Source organism: Arthrobacter sp. PAMC25564 (assembly GCF_004798705.1).
Classification (GTDB): domain Bacteria; phylum Actinomycetota; class Actinomycetes; order Actinomycetales; family Micrococcaceae; genus Arthrobacter.
On sequence record NZ_CP039290.1, the window covers coordinates 4,124,911 to 4,139,405 of the forward strand.

11 protein-coding genes, 1 tRNA gene and 1 rRNA gene are annotated in these 14,495 nt (G+C 64.9%); 5 read left to right on the top strand and 8 right to left on the bottom strand.

The genetic code is table 11. The annotated features are described in order from the left end of the window. Window positions 1–118 precede the first annotated feature (118 nt). The 3 genes from E5206_RS18970 to E5206_RS18980 all read right to left on the bottom strand — a co-directional run bounded on the left by E5206_RS18970 (window position 119) and on the right by E5206_RS18980 (window position 3,207). Window positions 119–613, bottom strand: a complete 495-nt coding sequence (locus tag E5206_RS18970; protein ID WP_136323848.1) for a GyrI-like domain-containing protein — start codon at window positions 611–613, stop codon at window positions 119–121. A gap of 222 nt (window positions 614–835) precedes the next feature. Continuing rightward, window positions 836–1,834: an agmatinase gene (gene speB, locus E5206_RS18975; protein ID WP_136323849.1), complete on the bottom strand. Its 999-nt coding sequence runs from the start codon at window positions 1,832–1,834 to the stop codon at window positions 836–838. After that, window positions 1,831–3,207, bottom strand: a complete 1,377-nt coding sequence (locus E5206_RS18980) for an MFS transporter (protein WP_136323850.1) — start codon at window positions 3,205–3,207, stop codon at window positions 1,831–1,833. Before E5206_RS18980 ends, speB begins: the two co-directional genes overlap by 4 nt. A gap of 173 nt (window positions 3,208–3,380) precedes the next feature. Here E5206_RS18980 and E5206_RS18985 point away from each other — a divergent pair, with 173 nt between their 5' ends. Continuing rightward, a complete protein-coding gene (locus tag E5206_RS18985; RefSeq protein ID WP_136323851.1) occupies window positions 3,381–4,916 on the top strand; it encodes a PucR family transcriptional regulator in 1,536 nt (511 codons plus the stop codon). A gap of 554 nt (window positions 4,917–5,470) precedes the next feature. On the opposite strand, the gene E5206_RS18990 is transcribed toward E5206_RS18985, so the two are convergent. Further along, window positions 5,471–5,544, bottom strand: a tRNA-Thr gene (locus tag E5206_RS18990). Window positions 5,545–5,737: 193 nt separating this feature from the next. Next, complete coding sequence (locus E5206_RS18995) at window positions 5,738–6,628, bottom strand: DsbA family protein (protein WP_136323852.1); 891 nt, start codon at window positions 6,626–6,628, stop codon at window positions 5,738–5,740. Window positions 6,629–6,919: 291 nt separating this feature from the next. On the opposite strand from E5206_RS18995, the gene E5206_RS19000 reads away from it, so the two are divergent. From E5206_RS19000 to E5206_RS19015, 4 genes are all read left to right on the top strand, one after another. Then, window positions 6,920–8,329: a trehalose-6-phosphate synthase gene (locus E5206_RS19000; RefSeq protein WP_240690211.1), complete on the top strand. Its 1,410-nt coding sequence runs from the start codon at window positions 6,920–6,922 to the stop codon at window positions 8,327–8,329. Window positions 8,330–8,381: 52 nt separating this feature from the next. After that, window positions 8,382–9,173, top strand: a complete 792-nt coding sequence (otsB, locus tag E5206_RS19005; RefSeq protein WP_168709419.1) for a trehalose-phosphatase — start codon at window positions 8,382–8,384, stop codon at window positions 9,171–9,173. A gap of 247 nt (window positions 9,174–9,420) precedes the next feature. Continuing rightward, window positions 9,421–10,503: a sn-glycerol-3-phosphate ABC transporter ATP-binding protein UgpC gene (gene ugpC / locus E5206_RS19010; RefSeq protein WP_136323855.1), complete on the top strand. Its 1,083-nt coding sequence runs from the start codon at window positions 9,421–9,423 to the stop codon at window positions 10,501–10,503. Window positions 10,504–10,718: 215 nt separating this feature from the next. After that, window positions 10,719–12,137: a DUF4032 domain-containing protein gene (locus E5206_RS19015; RefSeq protein WP_136324236.1), complete on the top strand. Its 1,419-nt coding sequence runs from the start codon at window positions 10,719–10,721 to the stop codon at window positions 12,135–12,137. Window positions 12,138–12,204: 67 nt separating this feature from the next. Here E5206_RS19015 and E5206_RS19020 read toward each other — a convergent pair whose 3' ends face one another. The 3 genes from E5206_RS19020 to rrf form a co-directional block, all read right to left on the bottom strand. Continuing rightward, entirely contained in the window at window positions 12,205–13,575 is a 1,371-nt protein-coding gene (locus E5206_RS19020; RefSeq protein ID WP_136323856.1) for an FAD-linked oxidase C-terminal domain-containing protein, read from the bottom strand. Window positions 13,576–13,586: 11 nt separating this feature from the next. Then, window positions 13,587–14,078: an SRPBCC domain-containing protein gene (locus tag E5206_RS19025; protein WP_136323857.1), complete on the bottom strand. Its 492-nt coding sequence runs from the start codon at window positions 14,076–14,078 to the stop codon at window positions 13,587–13,589. Between the two features lie 155 nt (window positions 14,079–14,233). Further along, window positions 14,234–14,350: ribosomal RNA gene (rrf, locus tag E5206_RS19030) — 5S ribosomal RNA — on the bottom strand. Window positions 14,351–14,495: the final 145 nt, after the last annotated feature.

The window sequence follows — 14,495 nt, forward strand, 5'->3', positions numbered from 1 at the left end:
CCTCAGTGAAGCAGTTTAGGACATTATGCACCCAGTTGGAGAATAGTGGTCCCAAACCTGCCCTATGCGTCGTCCGGACCCGCAGATGCTACGCACTTCGGCGTGTCCGCCGCCGGTTTCAGGCCACCGGCCAGACGACGAGCGTCTTCCACTTTGAGGGGTCCGGCTCGGCTGCGGGGTCGCTGAGGTAGTACTCCCACATCGCCTCTCCCGGGGTCACGCCGTCGGCCTGCATGCGTGCCTGGATCGCCCCGTAAGTCTGCTGGAGTTTTTCGTAGGGACCGATGTGCATCGCCTCGTAGGCGTGGCCTGAGGGAAGCGATCCAGCGCTCACCCCCGTGTCCCCGCCGCCCGCGGGTGTGAACGGGGCAGCCAGCGGGAAGCCGGCCTCGACGTCGACGACGTCGGTCGGCATACCCCGGTACAGCGCGAACGGCGGGCCGGCCAACTGGACATGCTGTTGCTGCACCGCACCCATCACCGCCCCGAAGGCACGGCTGAAGAAGTCGCGCAGGGCGTTCATCGGTACGGTCTCGCGCACCACCGCCGTGGGCTGTTCCTTGAGTTGGCTGGACTTGATGTCCGGTCTCGATTCCGCGTTCGATTCACTCATACCGCCAAGAATCCGCCGTCGGGATTCCGCGGTCTAGGGCCTTACGTCCCGGCGCGGGGCCCGGGTCATTCGCAGACAGCCTGTAGCAGAGGACCGGCACGCTCCGTGCCAGGCAGCGACCCCGGTGGCGGCGACGCCAGGGAAGGCGGGAACTCCTCTGGGGCCATTACCGCTGCCGCTGCATGCCACCGGAGGTCCGGTGGCATGCAGTGCCAGGCATGCCTAAACGGTGGCGACTTCCAAGACTTTGTCGCCCATGATGGATGCGCCTTTGGAGCGGTTCACCATCAGCCCCAGAAGGTCAAAGACCAGGGTGGCTGCTGCCAGGGTGGTGATGTCTGCATGGTCGTAGGCCGGTGCGACCTCGACCACGTCGGCTCCCACGATGTTGACCCCGCTGAGGCCGCGCAGCAGGGCCAGCAACTCGCGGGAATGCAGGCCGCCCATCTCGGGGGTTCCGGTGCCTGGAGCGTAGGAGGGGTCCAGTACATCGATGTCGATGGAGACGTAGACCGGGGTGTCGCCCAGGCGCTCCTTGACCCTCTGGATTGCGGCCGGGACGCCGATGACGTCCAAATCCGAGCAGCGGATGATCTGGAACCCGAACTCGTGGTCGCGCAGGAAGTCGTCACGGTCATAGACCGGGCCACGGATACCCACGTGCATGGACTTGTCCTCAACAAGCAGGCCCTCTTCGAAGGCCCGGCGGAAGATGGTTCCGTGGGTGATCGGCTGGTCGAAGTAGGTGTCCCAGGTGTCCAGGTGCGCGTCGAAGTGGAGCAGGGCAACCGGTCCGTGGACCTGGTTCAGGGCCCGCAGCATCGGCAAAGCGATGGTGTGGTCCCCACCGATGGAGATGAGTCTCTTCTCCTTGCTGATCAGGGGCCGTGCCTGCTCTTCGATTTCGCGGACGGCGCGGGTGATGTCGTAGGGGGTGCAGGCGATGTCGCCGGCATCCACCACCTGGGCTTCGTACACGGGCTCGACGTCGAGCTCCGGGTGGTAGCCGGGGCGCAGCAGCCGGGATGCTTCACGGACAGCGGCGGGCCCGAAACGGGCGCCGGGGCGGAAGGACGTGCCGCCATCGAACGGCACCCCGACGATTGCAATGTCGTAGTCCGGCACCCGGTCGATTTGAGGCAGCCGGGCGAACGTGCCAAGACCGGCATAGCGGGGTACCTTCGTTGCGTCGACGGGGCCGATTGGCTTGTGCGTGGTCATAGCAGTGATCCTTCTTTGATGGTTGCCGGGGTTGCCGGCCTTTTTTCGGTGGTGAGTTCCGCGAGAGATTTGTTGGCGGTTTCCGGCGCAAGGAGGAAGGTCGCCAGCAGCCCGACCAGGGAGATGACGGCGCCGATGAGCAGCGAGCCTGCGGCGCCGAAACTGAGGATGGCCACCGGCATCAGGTAGGTGCTGGCCGCGGAGCCAACGCGGCTGATTGCCGTGCCGAATCCCACGGCGGTGGCGCGGACCTCTGTGGGGAAGAGTTCGTTGGGGTAGACCACCTCGAGGAAGCTGGAGGCGCCGGAGGCCAGGGCGAAGATGGCCAGGGCGATGAAGAGCGGTGCGGCCTGGACATTCGGGATGAAGGCCGGGATGGCCAGGGCCACCACGATGATGCCGAAGCTCCACAAGAGCAGCCTGCGGCGGCCGATCTTCTCGACGAGCCAGAGCCCGGGGACGCCGCCGACGACGAAAAGCATGGAGATCAGGAAGGATCCGCCGTAAAGGTTGGCGTCACCTGTCATGCCCATGGATGCCAGCAGGTCCGGCGCGAAGGTGTAAACCGCGAAGAGCGGGATGACCTGGGCTGTCCAGAAGACGGAGACAAAGAGTGTGCGCTTCCAGGCCTGGCCCCTGAAGATGTCAAGGAACCTGCCCTGCTTTGCAGGACCTTCACTGTCCGAGGCGATGTCGGCGAGCCCATACTGCTGGCCGTAGACCTTTTTGATGACGGCGTCTGCCTCGTCACGGCGGCCACGGGAGAGCAGCCAGCGCGGGGACTCCGGGGTACCGAGCCGGAACAGCAGGGTGATGATGGCGAAGACCGCCGGGCTGGCAACCATGACGCGCCAGACGTCCGGCCCCGTGTCGCGGAGCAGGTATCCGACGGCGTAGGCAGCTGCGGCGCCGATCGCCCAGACCACGAAGGTGGCACCCAAGAGACGGCCGCGGTGTTTCTTCGGGAGGAACTCGGCGAGCAGCGAGGTAGCGATCGGGTAGTCGGCGCCGATGGCCATACCGAGGAAAAACCTGCAGAGAACAACCTGCCAGACCTCGGTCGCGAAGCCGTTGAGGGCGGAGAACAGGGCCAGGGCGATAAGGTCGGCGATGTACATCTTGTGCCGGCCGATCTTGTCCGTCAGCCACCCGAAGACGGCCCCGCCGAAGAAGATGCCAACCAGGCTGGCCGCACCGATCAGCCCGATTTCCACGGTACTCAGGTGCAGGCTCGGGGTCATCGTAATCAGGGCGATACCGATGATTGACAGCGCGTAGCCGTCGATAAACGGACCGCCTGAGGCGAAGAAGGTCAGCTTCTTGTGGAAATTTGTAAGTGGGGCGTCATCAATGAGATTGCTCGTTGCGCTCATTGCAAACCCTCTCTCGTGAATGCTCTTCGTTGAGCGGGAAGTAAGTGACTTAATCATGGGTGACCGGTATCACGTGGCATATTCGCCAATTGGATACAAATGACGAAGGAGTCTATACATCTGTATAAAATCGTCTAGGCCGCTACCCTTACCGAACGAAGGAGCCCCCGGTCGTGATTACCGTTGCCGAACTGCTGGCTGAGCCTCAGCTGGGCCTAAGCCTGATTGCAGGTTCCGAGGGCCTGGGGAACCGCATCACATGGGCGCACACCTCGGATCTTCCGCGGCTGTGGGAGTGGGTGACCGGCGGTGAGATCATGATGACCAATGGGTTGTCGATTCCGCCCGATGCCGCCGGACAGGTTGAACTTGCCCAGGCCCTGGTTGGGGCGGGCACGAGCGCTTTGGCTATCGGTGAGAAAATGCACGCCCCGCAACTTCTGCCCGAATTCCTGGATGCGTGCAATGCCCTCCCATTGCCTGTGATCAATGTGCCCTATCCCCTGCCGTTCATCGCCATTGCCCGCTCGGTCGCCGAATCTTCGCATTTGGAGGAATCCCGCAGGCTGCGGCAGACGGCAAGGATTTATGACCTTCTGCGGTTTGCCGGGGCCGGGAACCACTGGCAGAAGCTGCTCCACGGGGTGGCTGCTGAGCTGGATTCGCAGCTGTTCGTGGTGGATCGGCGCTGCCTTCATCCCTGGCACCCGGACGGCGAGACGCTGCCGGCAAAGCTGGCGGAGGAGCTGAAGCCGCTGATCGGGCAGACATCGGGTGCCACGAAGAATTTCCAGTGGCACCGGCTGGATCAACAGCACATCCTCATGATGGACATTCCAACGCACGCCAATGCGCTGCTGGTCGTCCTCCCGGCGTCCGAACCGCACCCCGACGCTATCGTTCTGCTCCATGCGGCGACGGTTCTCGGTCTGGAGCTGTCACGCACCGTGCTCGGGCTGGAGAACCGGCTCCGGCTGGGTGCCGAGTTCCTTCTGCAGGCATTTGACGGCCGTTACGGGATCACGGATCTGGAAAGCCGCCTGTCCGAATTCAAAATTCCGGCGCAGGAGTTTCTGGTCGTCTCCATGTCCAGCGATGAGGGACAGCATCTGGCCAATGTCCACGTGGATCTATGGCGTCATGGCTTCGCGACTGCGTGCCTGCGCAACTTCAACAGGCTCCACGTCGCGGTGTCCACGGAATGTTCAGCGGAGCTCTTGCGGCACGCGGTCGCGCCCGGCATCAGGATTGGGGTCAGTACCCCGACCACCGCTTCCGGCATTCAAAGAGCGCTTCAGGAGTCACTATGGGCGTTGGGAACAGCAGGCGGCACTACTGGCGCTGCCAGGCAACTGGTGCGCTATGCCGAAGGCCCTTCGTGGTTGGGGTTGACAAGTTATGAGGAAGGAAAAGCGCTCGTCCAACGACTCCTTGGTCCGGTCTTCGAGTACGAGCGGGGCCGCGAGCCGGATCTCATCCTCACACTGAAGACGTATCTGGAGATGCAACGCTCCTGGCAGAAGACGGCAGCCGCCCTATTCGCCCACCGGCAGACCATCATCTACCGGATCCGGAAGATCGGTGATCTGACAGGGCTGGACATGACCGAAACGTCAACCCTGGCCCAGCTCTGGTTCGCCTTGCAGATCCACGAGGCGATGGAGATCCGTGGCAGTAGCGCACCGCTGGCGTCCCAGTCGCCGGCCTGATGGGCGGGGCGCTGACGGCATATTTCTAAACCAATGCCATTCTGGTCACTGTGTTGCGCAGCTCGCCGAAGCCGCTGGCACGAGTCACCAGCTCATCTCCGGGCGCAGGATGATCTATGACTCCCGCGCGTTGCCGATGGCCACCGGTGTCCCAGCGAGGATGACATCACTGGCTTCCGAGATGGCGCCTCTGCCCGGCCCCACCAACAACTTCACACCTCCGGCATCAAAGGCAGCCACCGTGAGCGGCATACTCACGGCAAGTCATTTTGCAACTTTCATCCGCGCTGATGAACCAACGTGAGCCGGAAAGTTTGCGAGGTATGTGGAAAGCGCCTCGAGTCGTCGCGCGCGTCGCAGCGGCAACGAAGCCCTCAACGCCCGGGCGGTTCCTGACTCGTTCGGCCAGGGTCATTTGGCGGCGCCAGAGAACGAGGCAGTCGAGCGGGGAGGTGGCAAACACTGATTCTGGTGCGTGCATGGTGAGGGAAGATTCGCATGACCTCTTCGGAGCCCGGCAGCCGAATTTAAACCGCAGGCCAGAACATTCGTAGGGCCCCCTGTCGGATTCGAACCGACGACCCCCGCTTTACAAGAGCGGTGCTCTGGCCAACTGAGCTAAGGAGGCATTCCTGTGCGCAGCGGCATCCGGCAGCAAACGGCCCGGCGCCAGCGCGCTAGATAAGGGTAGCCCAAGGATGCCCGGCGGTAAAAACGCTGGCAAAAACGCCGCCAGACCGGAAACAGGAAGCCCGGTCCCGGAGGAATCCGGAACCGGGCCAACAGCTGTTGCCGCCGGGGCTTGCTGCTACTTCTTGCCGCTACTTCTTGGCGTCGATTGCAGCCTGCAGGAACTGGTCGAACGGGGTCTGGGTGCTGTCGCCCTTGCCCCACTGCTTGCCTTCGACGAAGACGGTGGGCGTACCCGTGACCCCGATGACCTGGGCCTCCTGGGTGGTGTGCTTGACGTACGGGCGGTAGGTCTTGTCATCCACGCATTTGTCGATGCTCTTGGCTCCGACGTCGGTGGCCAGCTTCTTCAGATCGGTATCTGACAAGCCGGCGGAGCCTTCAGCGGGCTGCTTGTCATACAGGGCGTTGAAGAAGTCCGAGTACTTCTCGGGGGACTCATTCGCCACGCACGCGGCAGCGTTCGCCGCACGAGAGGAGTAGTTGGTGGTGGAGCGGCTGTCCAGGAAGCCCAGCGGACGGTATTCCAGCGTGATCTTCCCGTCATTGCGGAGTTTGGTCAGGGACTCGTTGTACTGCGCCTCGAAGTTCTTGCACACCGGGCAGATGAAGTCGACGTAGAGGACCACCTTGACCGGCTTGCCGGCCTCAGCCTCCGCGCCGGGGGCCGTGACATCGGCCGGCGGCGTGGCCGGAGCAGGGGGAAGATCGGCGATCTTGACCGTTGCCGGGTCCGACTTTGCCACGTCGGTGTTGGCCAGCAGCGTGACGCCACCGTGGATGTTGCCGTTGGCCGGCGTCGGGCCTTCGTCGGCGATCGGGGCGTTGTTCTTGATACTGGAGGTGACCACGAGTGCCACAATGGCGAGGATGGCCACAACGGCCACAACAATGCCCCAGCCGATGAGCAGCTTGTTGCGCTTGTCCTTCTTCAGCTGCACCTCGCGGATCTCACGGGCTTTCTCGCGGGCCGCGGCAGTGCGCTCTGCCTTGGACTGTCGTGGTTCGTTTGCGGGGCTCATTGGTTCCTCGTGTCGATCGGCGTGGGATGGTCCACTCAGTGGCAACTTCATCATTTTAGGGGAGAAAACCGGGAGCTTGCGCCTTCAAGTTTCTCCACAGCGTCCCAACGGACGAATAGCACGGAAGATTCCGTCGGGCTAGGGTGGGTTGAGAGCCACAAGCGAGCCCAGGGGGCACCAATGGAAGACGCCAAGACGGACCGGACAGCCCACGACCATGCTGAACACGGTGCCCGAACCTCTAAGGAAGCCGGCGAGGAAACCCGTGAAGCGGCCGCTAAGTACGACTTCATGGTGGTCTCCAACCGGCTGCCGGTGGACCGCTGCACTCCGGAGGAGAGCGGCTGCGAGGACGGCTGGCGCCGCTCCCCCGGCGGACTCGTCACGGCGCTGGCCCCGATGATGGCCAAGACCGACGGCGCCTGGGTGGGCTGGCACGGCGCTCCGGATGAGACCGTGGAACCCTTCAGCCACGGCGGGATCGACCTCGTCCCCGTACAACTGAGCACGAACGACATCGAATTCTTCTACGAGGGCTTCTCCAATGCGACGCTGTGGCCGCTGTACCACGACGTGATCGCGCCGCCGGAGTTCCACCGGACCTGGTGGGACTCCTACCGGAAGGTCAACCGGAGGTTCGCCGACGCCGTCGTGCATCACGCCAGTCACGGGGCCACCGTCTGGGTGCAGGACTATCAGCTCCAGCTCGTCCCCAAGCTGTTGCGCGAGGCGCGCCCGGACCTGAAGATCGGGTTCTTCAACCACATCCCCTTCCCGCCGCCGGAGATCTTCGCCCAGCTCCCGTGGCGCCGGGCGATCATTGACGGCCTGCTGGGCGCAGACCTCGTGGGATTCCAGCGCAGCAGTGACGCCGGGAACTTCATGCGTTCCGCCCGCCGTTTCCTCGGCGCCAGCGTCAAGCAGCAGCAGGTCCATGTCAGGGGAAACGACGGCGACACCACCCACATCGCCCGGGCCCAAGCGTTTCCCATCTCTATCGACGTCAAGCAGATCAGCGAGCTGGCCCGGAGGCCCGACATCATCGAGCGGGCCCGGCAAATCCGCCGGGACATGGGCAATCCCAAGACGATTCTGCTCGGCGTCGATCGCCTGGACTATACCAAGGGCATCCGGCACCGGCTCAAGGCCTACGAGGAGCTCCTGGCCGAAGGCAAGGTCACGGTGGAGAACGCCGCGCTGATCCAGGTTGCGAGCCCCAGCCGCGAGCGGGTGGAGCAGTACCGCCTGCTGCGCGAGGAGGTCGAGGGCACGGTGGGCCACATAAACGGCACCTATGACACCCTGCAGAACACCGCCGTCCGCTACCTGCACCACAACTACCCGATCGAGGAGATGGTGGCGCTGTACCTCGCGGCGGACGTCATGCTGGTCACGGCTCTGCGCGACGGCATGAACCTCGTGGCCAAGGAATACGTCACGGCACGCACCAACAACGATGGCGCCCTGGTGCTCAGCGAATTCGCCGGCGCCGCGGACCAGCTCAAGCAGGCACTGCTGATGAACCCGCACGACATCGACGGCCTCAAGGACACCATCATGAAGGCCGTCAACATGCAGCCGGCCGAGGCGGCGCGCCGGATGCGGTCGATGCGCAAGCAGATCCTGGACCACGACGTCGACCTCTGGTCCTCCGACTTCCTGACCGCGCTCAGCGAGAAGGTAATCCGCGATGACAGCTGACGCCAGCGGCAGCGGCAGCGGGAGCACCGGGACCGGCCATCCCGGCAGGACGATGCTTTCGCTGTCCCCTGAGCTGTTGGATGCGGTACGCCGCGTCGCCGGTACCGGGCAGCTGCTGGTAGCCATGGATTTCGACGGCACCATGGCACCCCTGGTGGACCATGCCGCCGACTCACGTGCCCTCCCCCGCTCGGCGGCCGCCTTCGCCGGGCTCGCCGGACTCCCGCGGACGACGACGGCCCTCATCTCGGGACGGGCGTTGGACAGCCTGCGGGCTGTCGCCTTCCCTCCGGAGAACACCCTGCTGATCGGCAGCCACGGCGCGGAAGTCTGGCTGGGACCCGGCTCCTCCCCGCTGACGCTCGACGACGCCCAGCGGCAGTTGCTCGCCGACGTCCGCCAAGTCCTCCAGGAGATCGTGGAACAAGCGCCCGGGACCCTGCTGGAAGACAAGCCGGCCGGCGTCGTACTGCACACCAGGCTTGCAGCCGACGACGTCGCCGAGGATGCAGTGGCCGCGGCCCGCGCCGCGCTGCAGGACCGCCCGGGCGTCTTCCTGAAGGACGGCAACCGTGTGCTGGAATCCTCGGTGGTGCACGCCTCAAAGGGCGAGGGAATCGCGTTCCTGAGGCAGGCGGCCGGCGCCACGGCCGTCGTCTTCGCCGGAGATGACACCACCGATGAGGACGCACTGGGCAGGTTGCTCCCCGGCGACCTGGGCGTCAAGGTGGGCCTCGATTTCACCCAGGCCGAGTTCCGGGTGGAGTCACCGGTCCACATCTGCGAGTTCCTCGAGGCACTGTTGCGGGAACGTAAGAAGGCCCTGGACCTCGGGAGCCACTAGCCTGCACCACGAGGTGTAAGCAGTATCACCTGTGACATCCGTAACATTATTCCCACAACGCCACATTTCTGACATACTCTGTTTGTGATGTGGCGCACAATTACCGTGCGGCATCATTGGATACTCCTCGGCTTCGGCCGGGGAGTATGCGCACGACTGAATAACTACAACTGAACAGACAATTGAATACAAGACCATTCACTACGGATCGTCCGGCACGTACCTGCCGGTGAAGGGATTGATAACTGTGGCTACAGTTACTTTTGATAACGCTACGCGCCTGTACCCGGGCACCGATAAGCCCGCTGTTGACAAGCTCAGCATTGACATCGCCGATGGCGAATTCCTGGTCCTCGTCGGACCCTCAGGCTGCGGAAAGTCCACCTCCCTGCGCATGCTGGCAGGTCTTGAGGACGTGAACTCCGGCCGGATCCTCATCGGCGACCGCGATGTCACCGACCTTCCTCCGAAGGACCGCGACATCGCCATGGTCTTCCAGAACTACGCCCTGTACCCGCACATGACCGTTGCGGACAACATGGGCTTCGCTCTGAAGATCGCCGGCGTCAGCAAGGAAGAGCGCGCTGAACGCGTCCGCGAAGCCGCCAAGCTCCTGGACCTCGAGCCATACCTGGACCGCAAGCCGAAGGCACTCTCCGGCGGCCAGCGCCAGCGCGTCGCCATGGGCCGCGCCATCGTGCGTAACCCGCAGGTCTTCCTGATGGACGAGCCGCTGTCCAACCTCGACGCCAAGCTCCGTGTGCAGACCCGCACCCAGATCGCATCGCTGACGCGCCGCCTGGGCGTCACCACGGTCTACGTCACCCACGACCAGGTCGAGGCCATGACCATGGGTGACCGCGTCGCCGTCCTCAAAGACGGTCTGCTGATGCAGGTCGACACCCCGCGCAACCTCTACGACAAGCCGAAGAACGTCTTCGTGGCGGGCTTCATCGGCTCCCCCGCCATGAACCTGCTCGAACTTCCGGTGGTCGACGGCGGCGTGCAGTTCGGCGGCACCGTTTACCCGGTTCCGCGCGACGTCCTGCAGGCAACCAAGGGCAACACCGTCACCCTCGGCACCCGCCCGGAGGATCTTGAGACCGTGGCACAGGGCGAAGGCCTTCAGGTCGAGGTCGACGTCGTCGAAGAACTCGGCGCCGACGCGTACGTTTACGGCCACACCATCCTGGACGGCCAGAGCCACGACATCGTGGCACGCGTCGACGGCCGCCGGCCTCCGACGAAGGGCGAGTCCATCTGGGTCCGCCCGCAGTCCGGCCACGTTCACCTGTTCGACACCCAGACGGGCCTGCGCCTCGGCGACTAGTCCCCACCGGTTCCCTATCCTCGCTCCGCTTCGGCCAGGGAACCCTGCCGGCGTGGGACTAGGTAGCGCTGGACGGCGGTCCTCCCCCTTGGAGGGCCGCCGTCGGGCTTTAACCGCTTGCTGTGGCTTCAGGTCGCCGACCCTACGCACTGGCCCGTTCGCTAGGGCCCCGGCCCTATGTACGGAACAATTGATTCATGACCGAGGAAACCCCCATGACCGAGGAAAACAGTGCCCACTGGCACAACGAACCCACCGACTACGGTCAGCTCGGCAAACTGCCCCGCTTCGAAGCCGCCAGCGCCAACGACGAGAAGGCGTCCTTTGCCTCCAGCTCGCTGAGCATCACGGCCGCCGCCACCGAGCCGGAACTGCTGGACCTGCCCTGGCAAATCGCCCTCGAGGACTGGCCGGCCGAGCACCTCGCCGCCCTGCCCCGCGGCATCTCGCGGCACATCGTGCGTTTTGCCCATCTCGGCGGTTCCGTCATCGCCATCAAGGAAACCTCGGAGCACGTCGCCCGTCACGAGTACCACATGCTCCGCAAGCTCGCCCGGCTGGATGTGCCCTGCGTGGAGCCGGTCGCCGTCATCACGGGCCGCACGACTCCGGACGGGCGGCCGCTGAACCCCGTGCTGGTCACGCGGCACCTCAAGTTCTCCATGCCGTACCGGGCGCTGTTCTCGCAGATGCTGCGCAAGGACACGCTGACCCGGCTGATCGACGCCCAGGCCCTGCTGCTGGTCCGGCTCCACCTGATCGGCTTCTACTGGGGCGACGTTTCGCTGTCCAACACCCTGTTCCGCCGCGACGCCGGCGCTTTCGCCGCGTACCTCGTGGATGCCGAGACGGGCGAGCTGTATCCGGACCTGTCCACCGGGCAGCGCGAGTACGATCTGGAAATCGCCCGCGTCAACATCGCCGGGGAACTCATGGATCTCCTGGACGGCGGCCTCATCGAGGAGAAGGTGGACCCGGTGGCCACCAGCGAACTCATCATGGACAGCTACCGGCGGCTGTGGACGGAGCTGACGGAGAAGGAGTCCTTCGAGATCGGCGAACGCTGGCGCGTGGCGGCCCGGATCCGGAAGCTCAACGAACTGGGCTTCGACGTCGAGGAATACGCGATCAAGACCACCCAGAACGGCTCCACCATCCAGCTCCAGCCCAAGGTAGTGGACGCGGGACACCACCAGCGCCGGCTGCTGCGGCTGACCGGGCTGGACGCGCAGGAAAACCAGGCGCGGCGGCTCCTGAACGACATGGACTCCTTTCGGGCGGACAACAACCCTGGCATGGACGAGGAATACAGCGCCCACCTGTGGGTCAGCCAGGTCTTCGAGCCGATAGTCCGCTCCATCCCCCGCGACCTCTCCGGGAAGCTCGAGCCGGCGGAAGCCGTGCATGAAATCCTGGAGCACCGCTGGTACATGTCCGAGCGGGAGAACCGGCATATCCCGCTCGCCGAGGCGGTGCAGTCCTACATCGACTCCGAGCTGCGCCACCGCCGGGACGAGGCGGCGATCATGCTCAACCCGGACACCGGGCTGCTCAAGATCCTCGAAGTGGAAACCGAGCAATCGCGGTACGGTAACGACGAGACGGACGACGAGTACCCGGACTCGGACGACTAAGTCACTCCGCACCGTGGGGTTAAAGCCGTGGGGTTAAAGCCGTGGGGCTAAACCGGCCTGGCCCGCGCTAAATCGCCTTGCCGGGGTTCAGGATGCCGTTTGGATCGAACAGTTCCTTGATCCGGCGCTGCAGTTCGCGCACCGGTGCCTTCTGCTCGAGGCCGAGCCAGCGGAGCTTGTACTGGCCGATTCCGTGTTCCCCCGTGATGGTGCCGCCCATGCCCAGGGCCACGGTGATGGATTCGTCCAGGGCGGCGCCGAGCCGGTTCATGGCATCGGCGTCCACCAGGCTGTCCACCCGCTCCACCCAGAACGTGGGGTGCAGGTTCCCGTCGCCGGCGTGCGCCACCACCTTGAGCTTGACCCCGTGCGCCGCCGCCATGGTTTCGAGGGCGCCCACGTAGTCCACCAGCCGCGAGCGTGGCACGGCAACGTCCTCGCCCACCCGGTATTCGTCATCGACCTCCACGCCGCGGCTGTTGCGCCGCAGCTCCACGAGCTGCTCAGCCTCCGCATTGGCCTCCATGGTGACCACGGCGCCACCTGCTGCGAGGACCGGCCGGATCGCGGCTGCTTCCGCCGCGGCACCGAAGCCGTCGGTCTGGATCAGCAGCAGGGCAGCACCCCGTGAGGCAAGGTCCGAGCCGTGGGCTTCGTCGAGCTGGGCGAGCGAGCCGCCGTCGAGCAGTTCCATGATGGCCGGCTGCACCCGTGCCTTGCCGACGGCGAGGACACCCGCCGCGGCGCTGCGGAAGTCGGGGTAGAAGGCGGCGATGGTGTGCACCTCCCGTGGGAGGTACTTGAGCCGTACCGTCACGCCGACGACGATCCCCAGCGTCCCCTCCGATCCCACGAAAAGCCCCGTGAGGTCGTAGCCCGCGACGCCCTTGAAGGTCTGGTGGCCGGTGTGGATAAGCGAGCCGTCCGCCAGCACGACGTCAAGCGCCAGGACCGAGTCCCGCGTCACCCCGTACTTTGCGCATCTCAGCCCGCCGGCATTGGTCGCCACGTTGCCGCCGATTGTGGACAGCTTGAAGCTGGCCGGATCCGGCGCGTACATGAGCCCGTGCACCGCGGCAGCCGCGTTCAGATCGGCGTTGATCACCCCGGGCTCGACGACGGCGGTCTCGTCATCCGGGTTGAGGTCAAGGATGCGGTTCATCCGTTCAAGGCTCAGGACCACGCAGCCCTCGCTGGCATGGGCGCCGCCGGAGACGCCGGTGCCTGCCCCGCGCGCCACCACGGAGACCCCGTGCGCCGAGCAGGCGCTGACGGTGGCCTGGACATCAGCCACGGACTCGGCCCGGACCACGGCCTGCGGCAACTGGTAGTCCAGCACCGGGGCCTGGTCCACGGCATAGGCGGCCAGGACCGCCGCGTCCACGGCAACCTTCGCCGTGCCCAGCGTGGCGGTCAGTACGTCTACGATGTTGCTCATGAGGCCTGATCTCAACTTTCAGCGCCGCCCATGAAGCGCACAAAACGGTCAAGCACACCAGGCCAGTCCGCTTGGTAGCCCGCCCGCGTGGCGGCGGGGTCCTCGGCGCCCTCCCAGCCCGTGTGCACGAGACGCAGCTCCGTGCCGCCTTGCACCGCGCGGAAGGCCACCCGGAGCTCTGTGGACCACATTGCCGAGCTCCCCGGGTGCCAACTGGCGTGGAAGGACAGCGGGGGCTGCCAGTCGTCGATTGAGCCCCAGATGGCGGTCCTGCCGTCGTCGGAAGTCTCCAGGATCAGGTTCTCCTCAAACTCCACATAGGAGCCGGCACCATAGACGCTGTGGTCTTCCAGAGGCCACCAGAGGTGCGTGTGTTCGGTGAAGCCCACGAAGGCCCGGGCAACGCTGCCCGGCACCACGACGGTGTAGACGACAGCTTCCAGGCCATCGGCAGCCTCCGGTTCCGGGCTGTCAGGGGCGGCGTGGCTGAAAAGGTTCTCCATGGGCAACAACACTACCGGGGACAGCGGCGTTCACTCGCGTTCCGCGGGTTCCCGGTTCCGGGACCGGCGGCGGGCGGTGTGGGAGTGGCGTGTTGGTGGTGGGTTTTAAATGGCGCGAGCCCCGACCGGGGGTCGGGGCTCGTGCTCTAAATAGTGTCCGGCGGTGTCCTACTCTCCCACACCCTCCCGGGTGCAGTACCATCGGCGCTGTGGGTCTTAGCTTCCGGGTTCGGAATGGGACCGGGCGTTTCCCCCACGCTATGACCGCCGTAACCCTTGCTCCGCACCTGGCACCCTGGTGGGTGTGGTGGGAAATCTGTGGTTACAACCTGTCCGCTGCATGTGTGTGCAGTGGTGGTGTTGTTGTGTTGTGGTGGTGTTCCCTGGTGCAACGTGCCCGTGGTGCGGGTTTGTTGT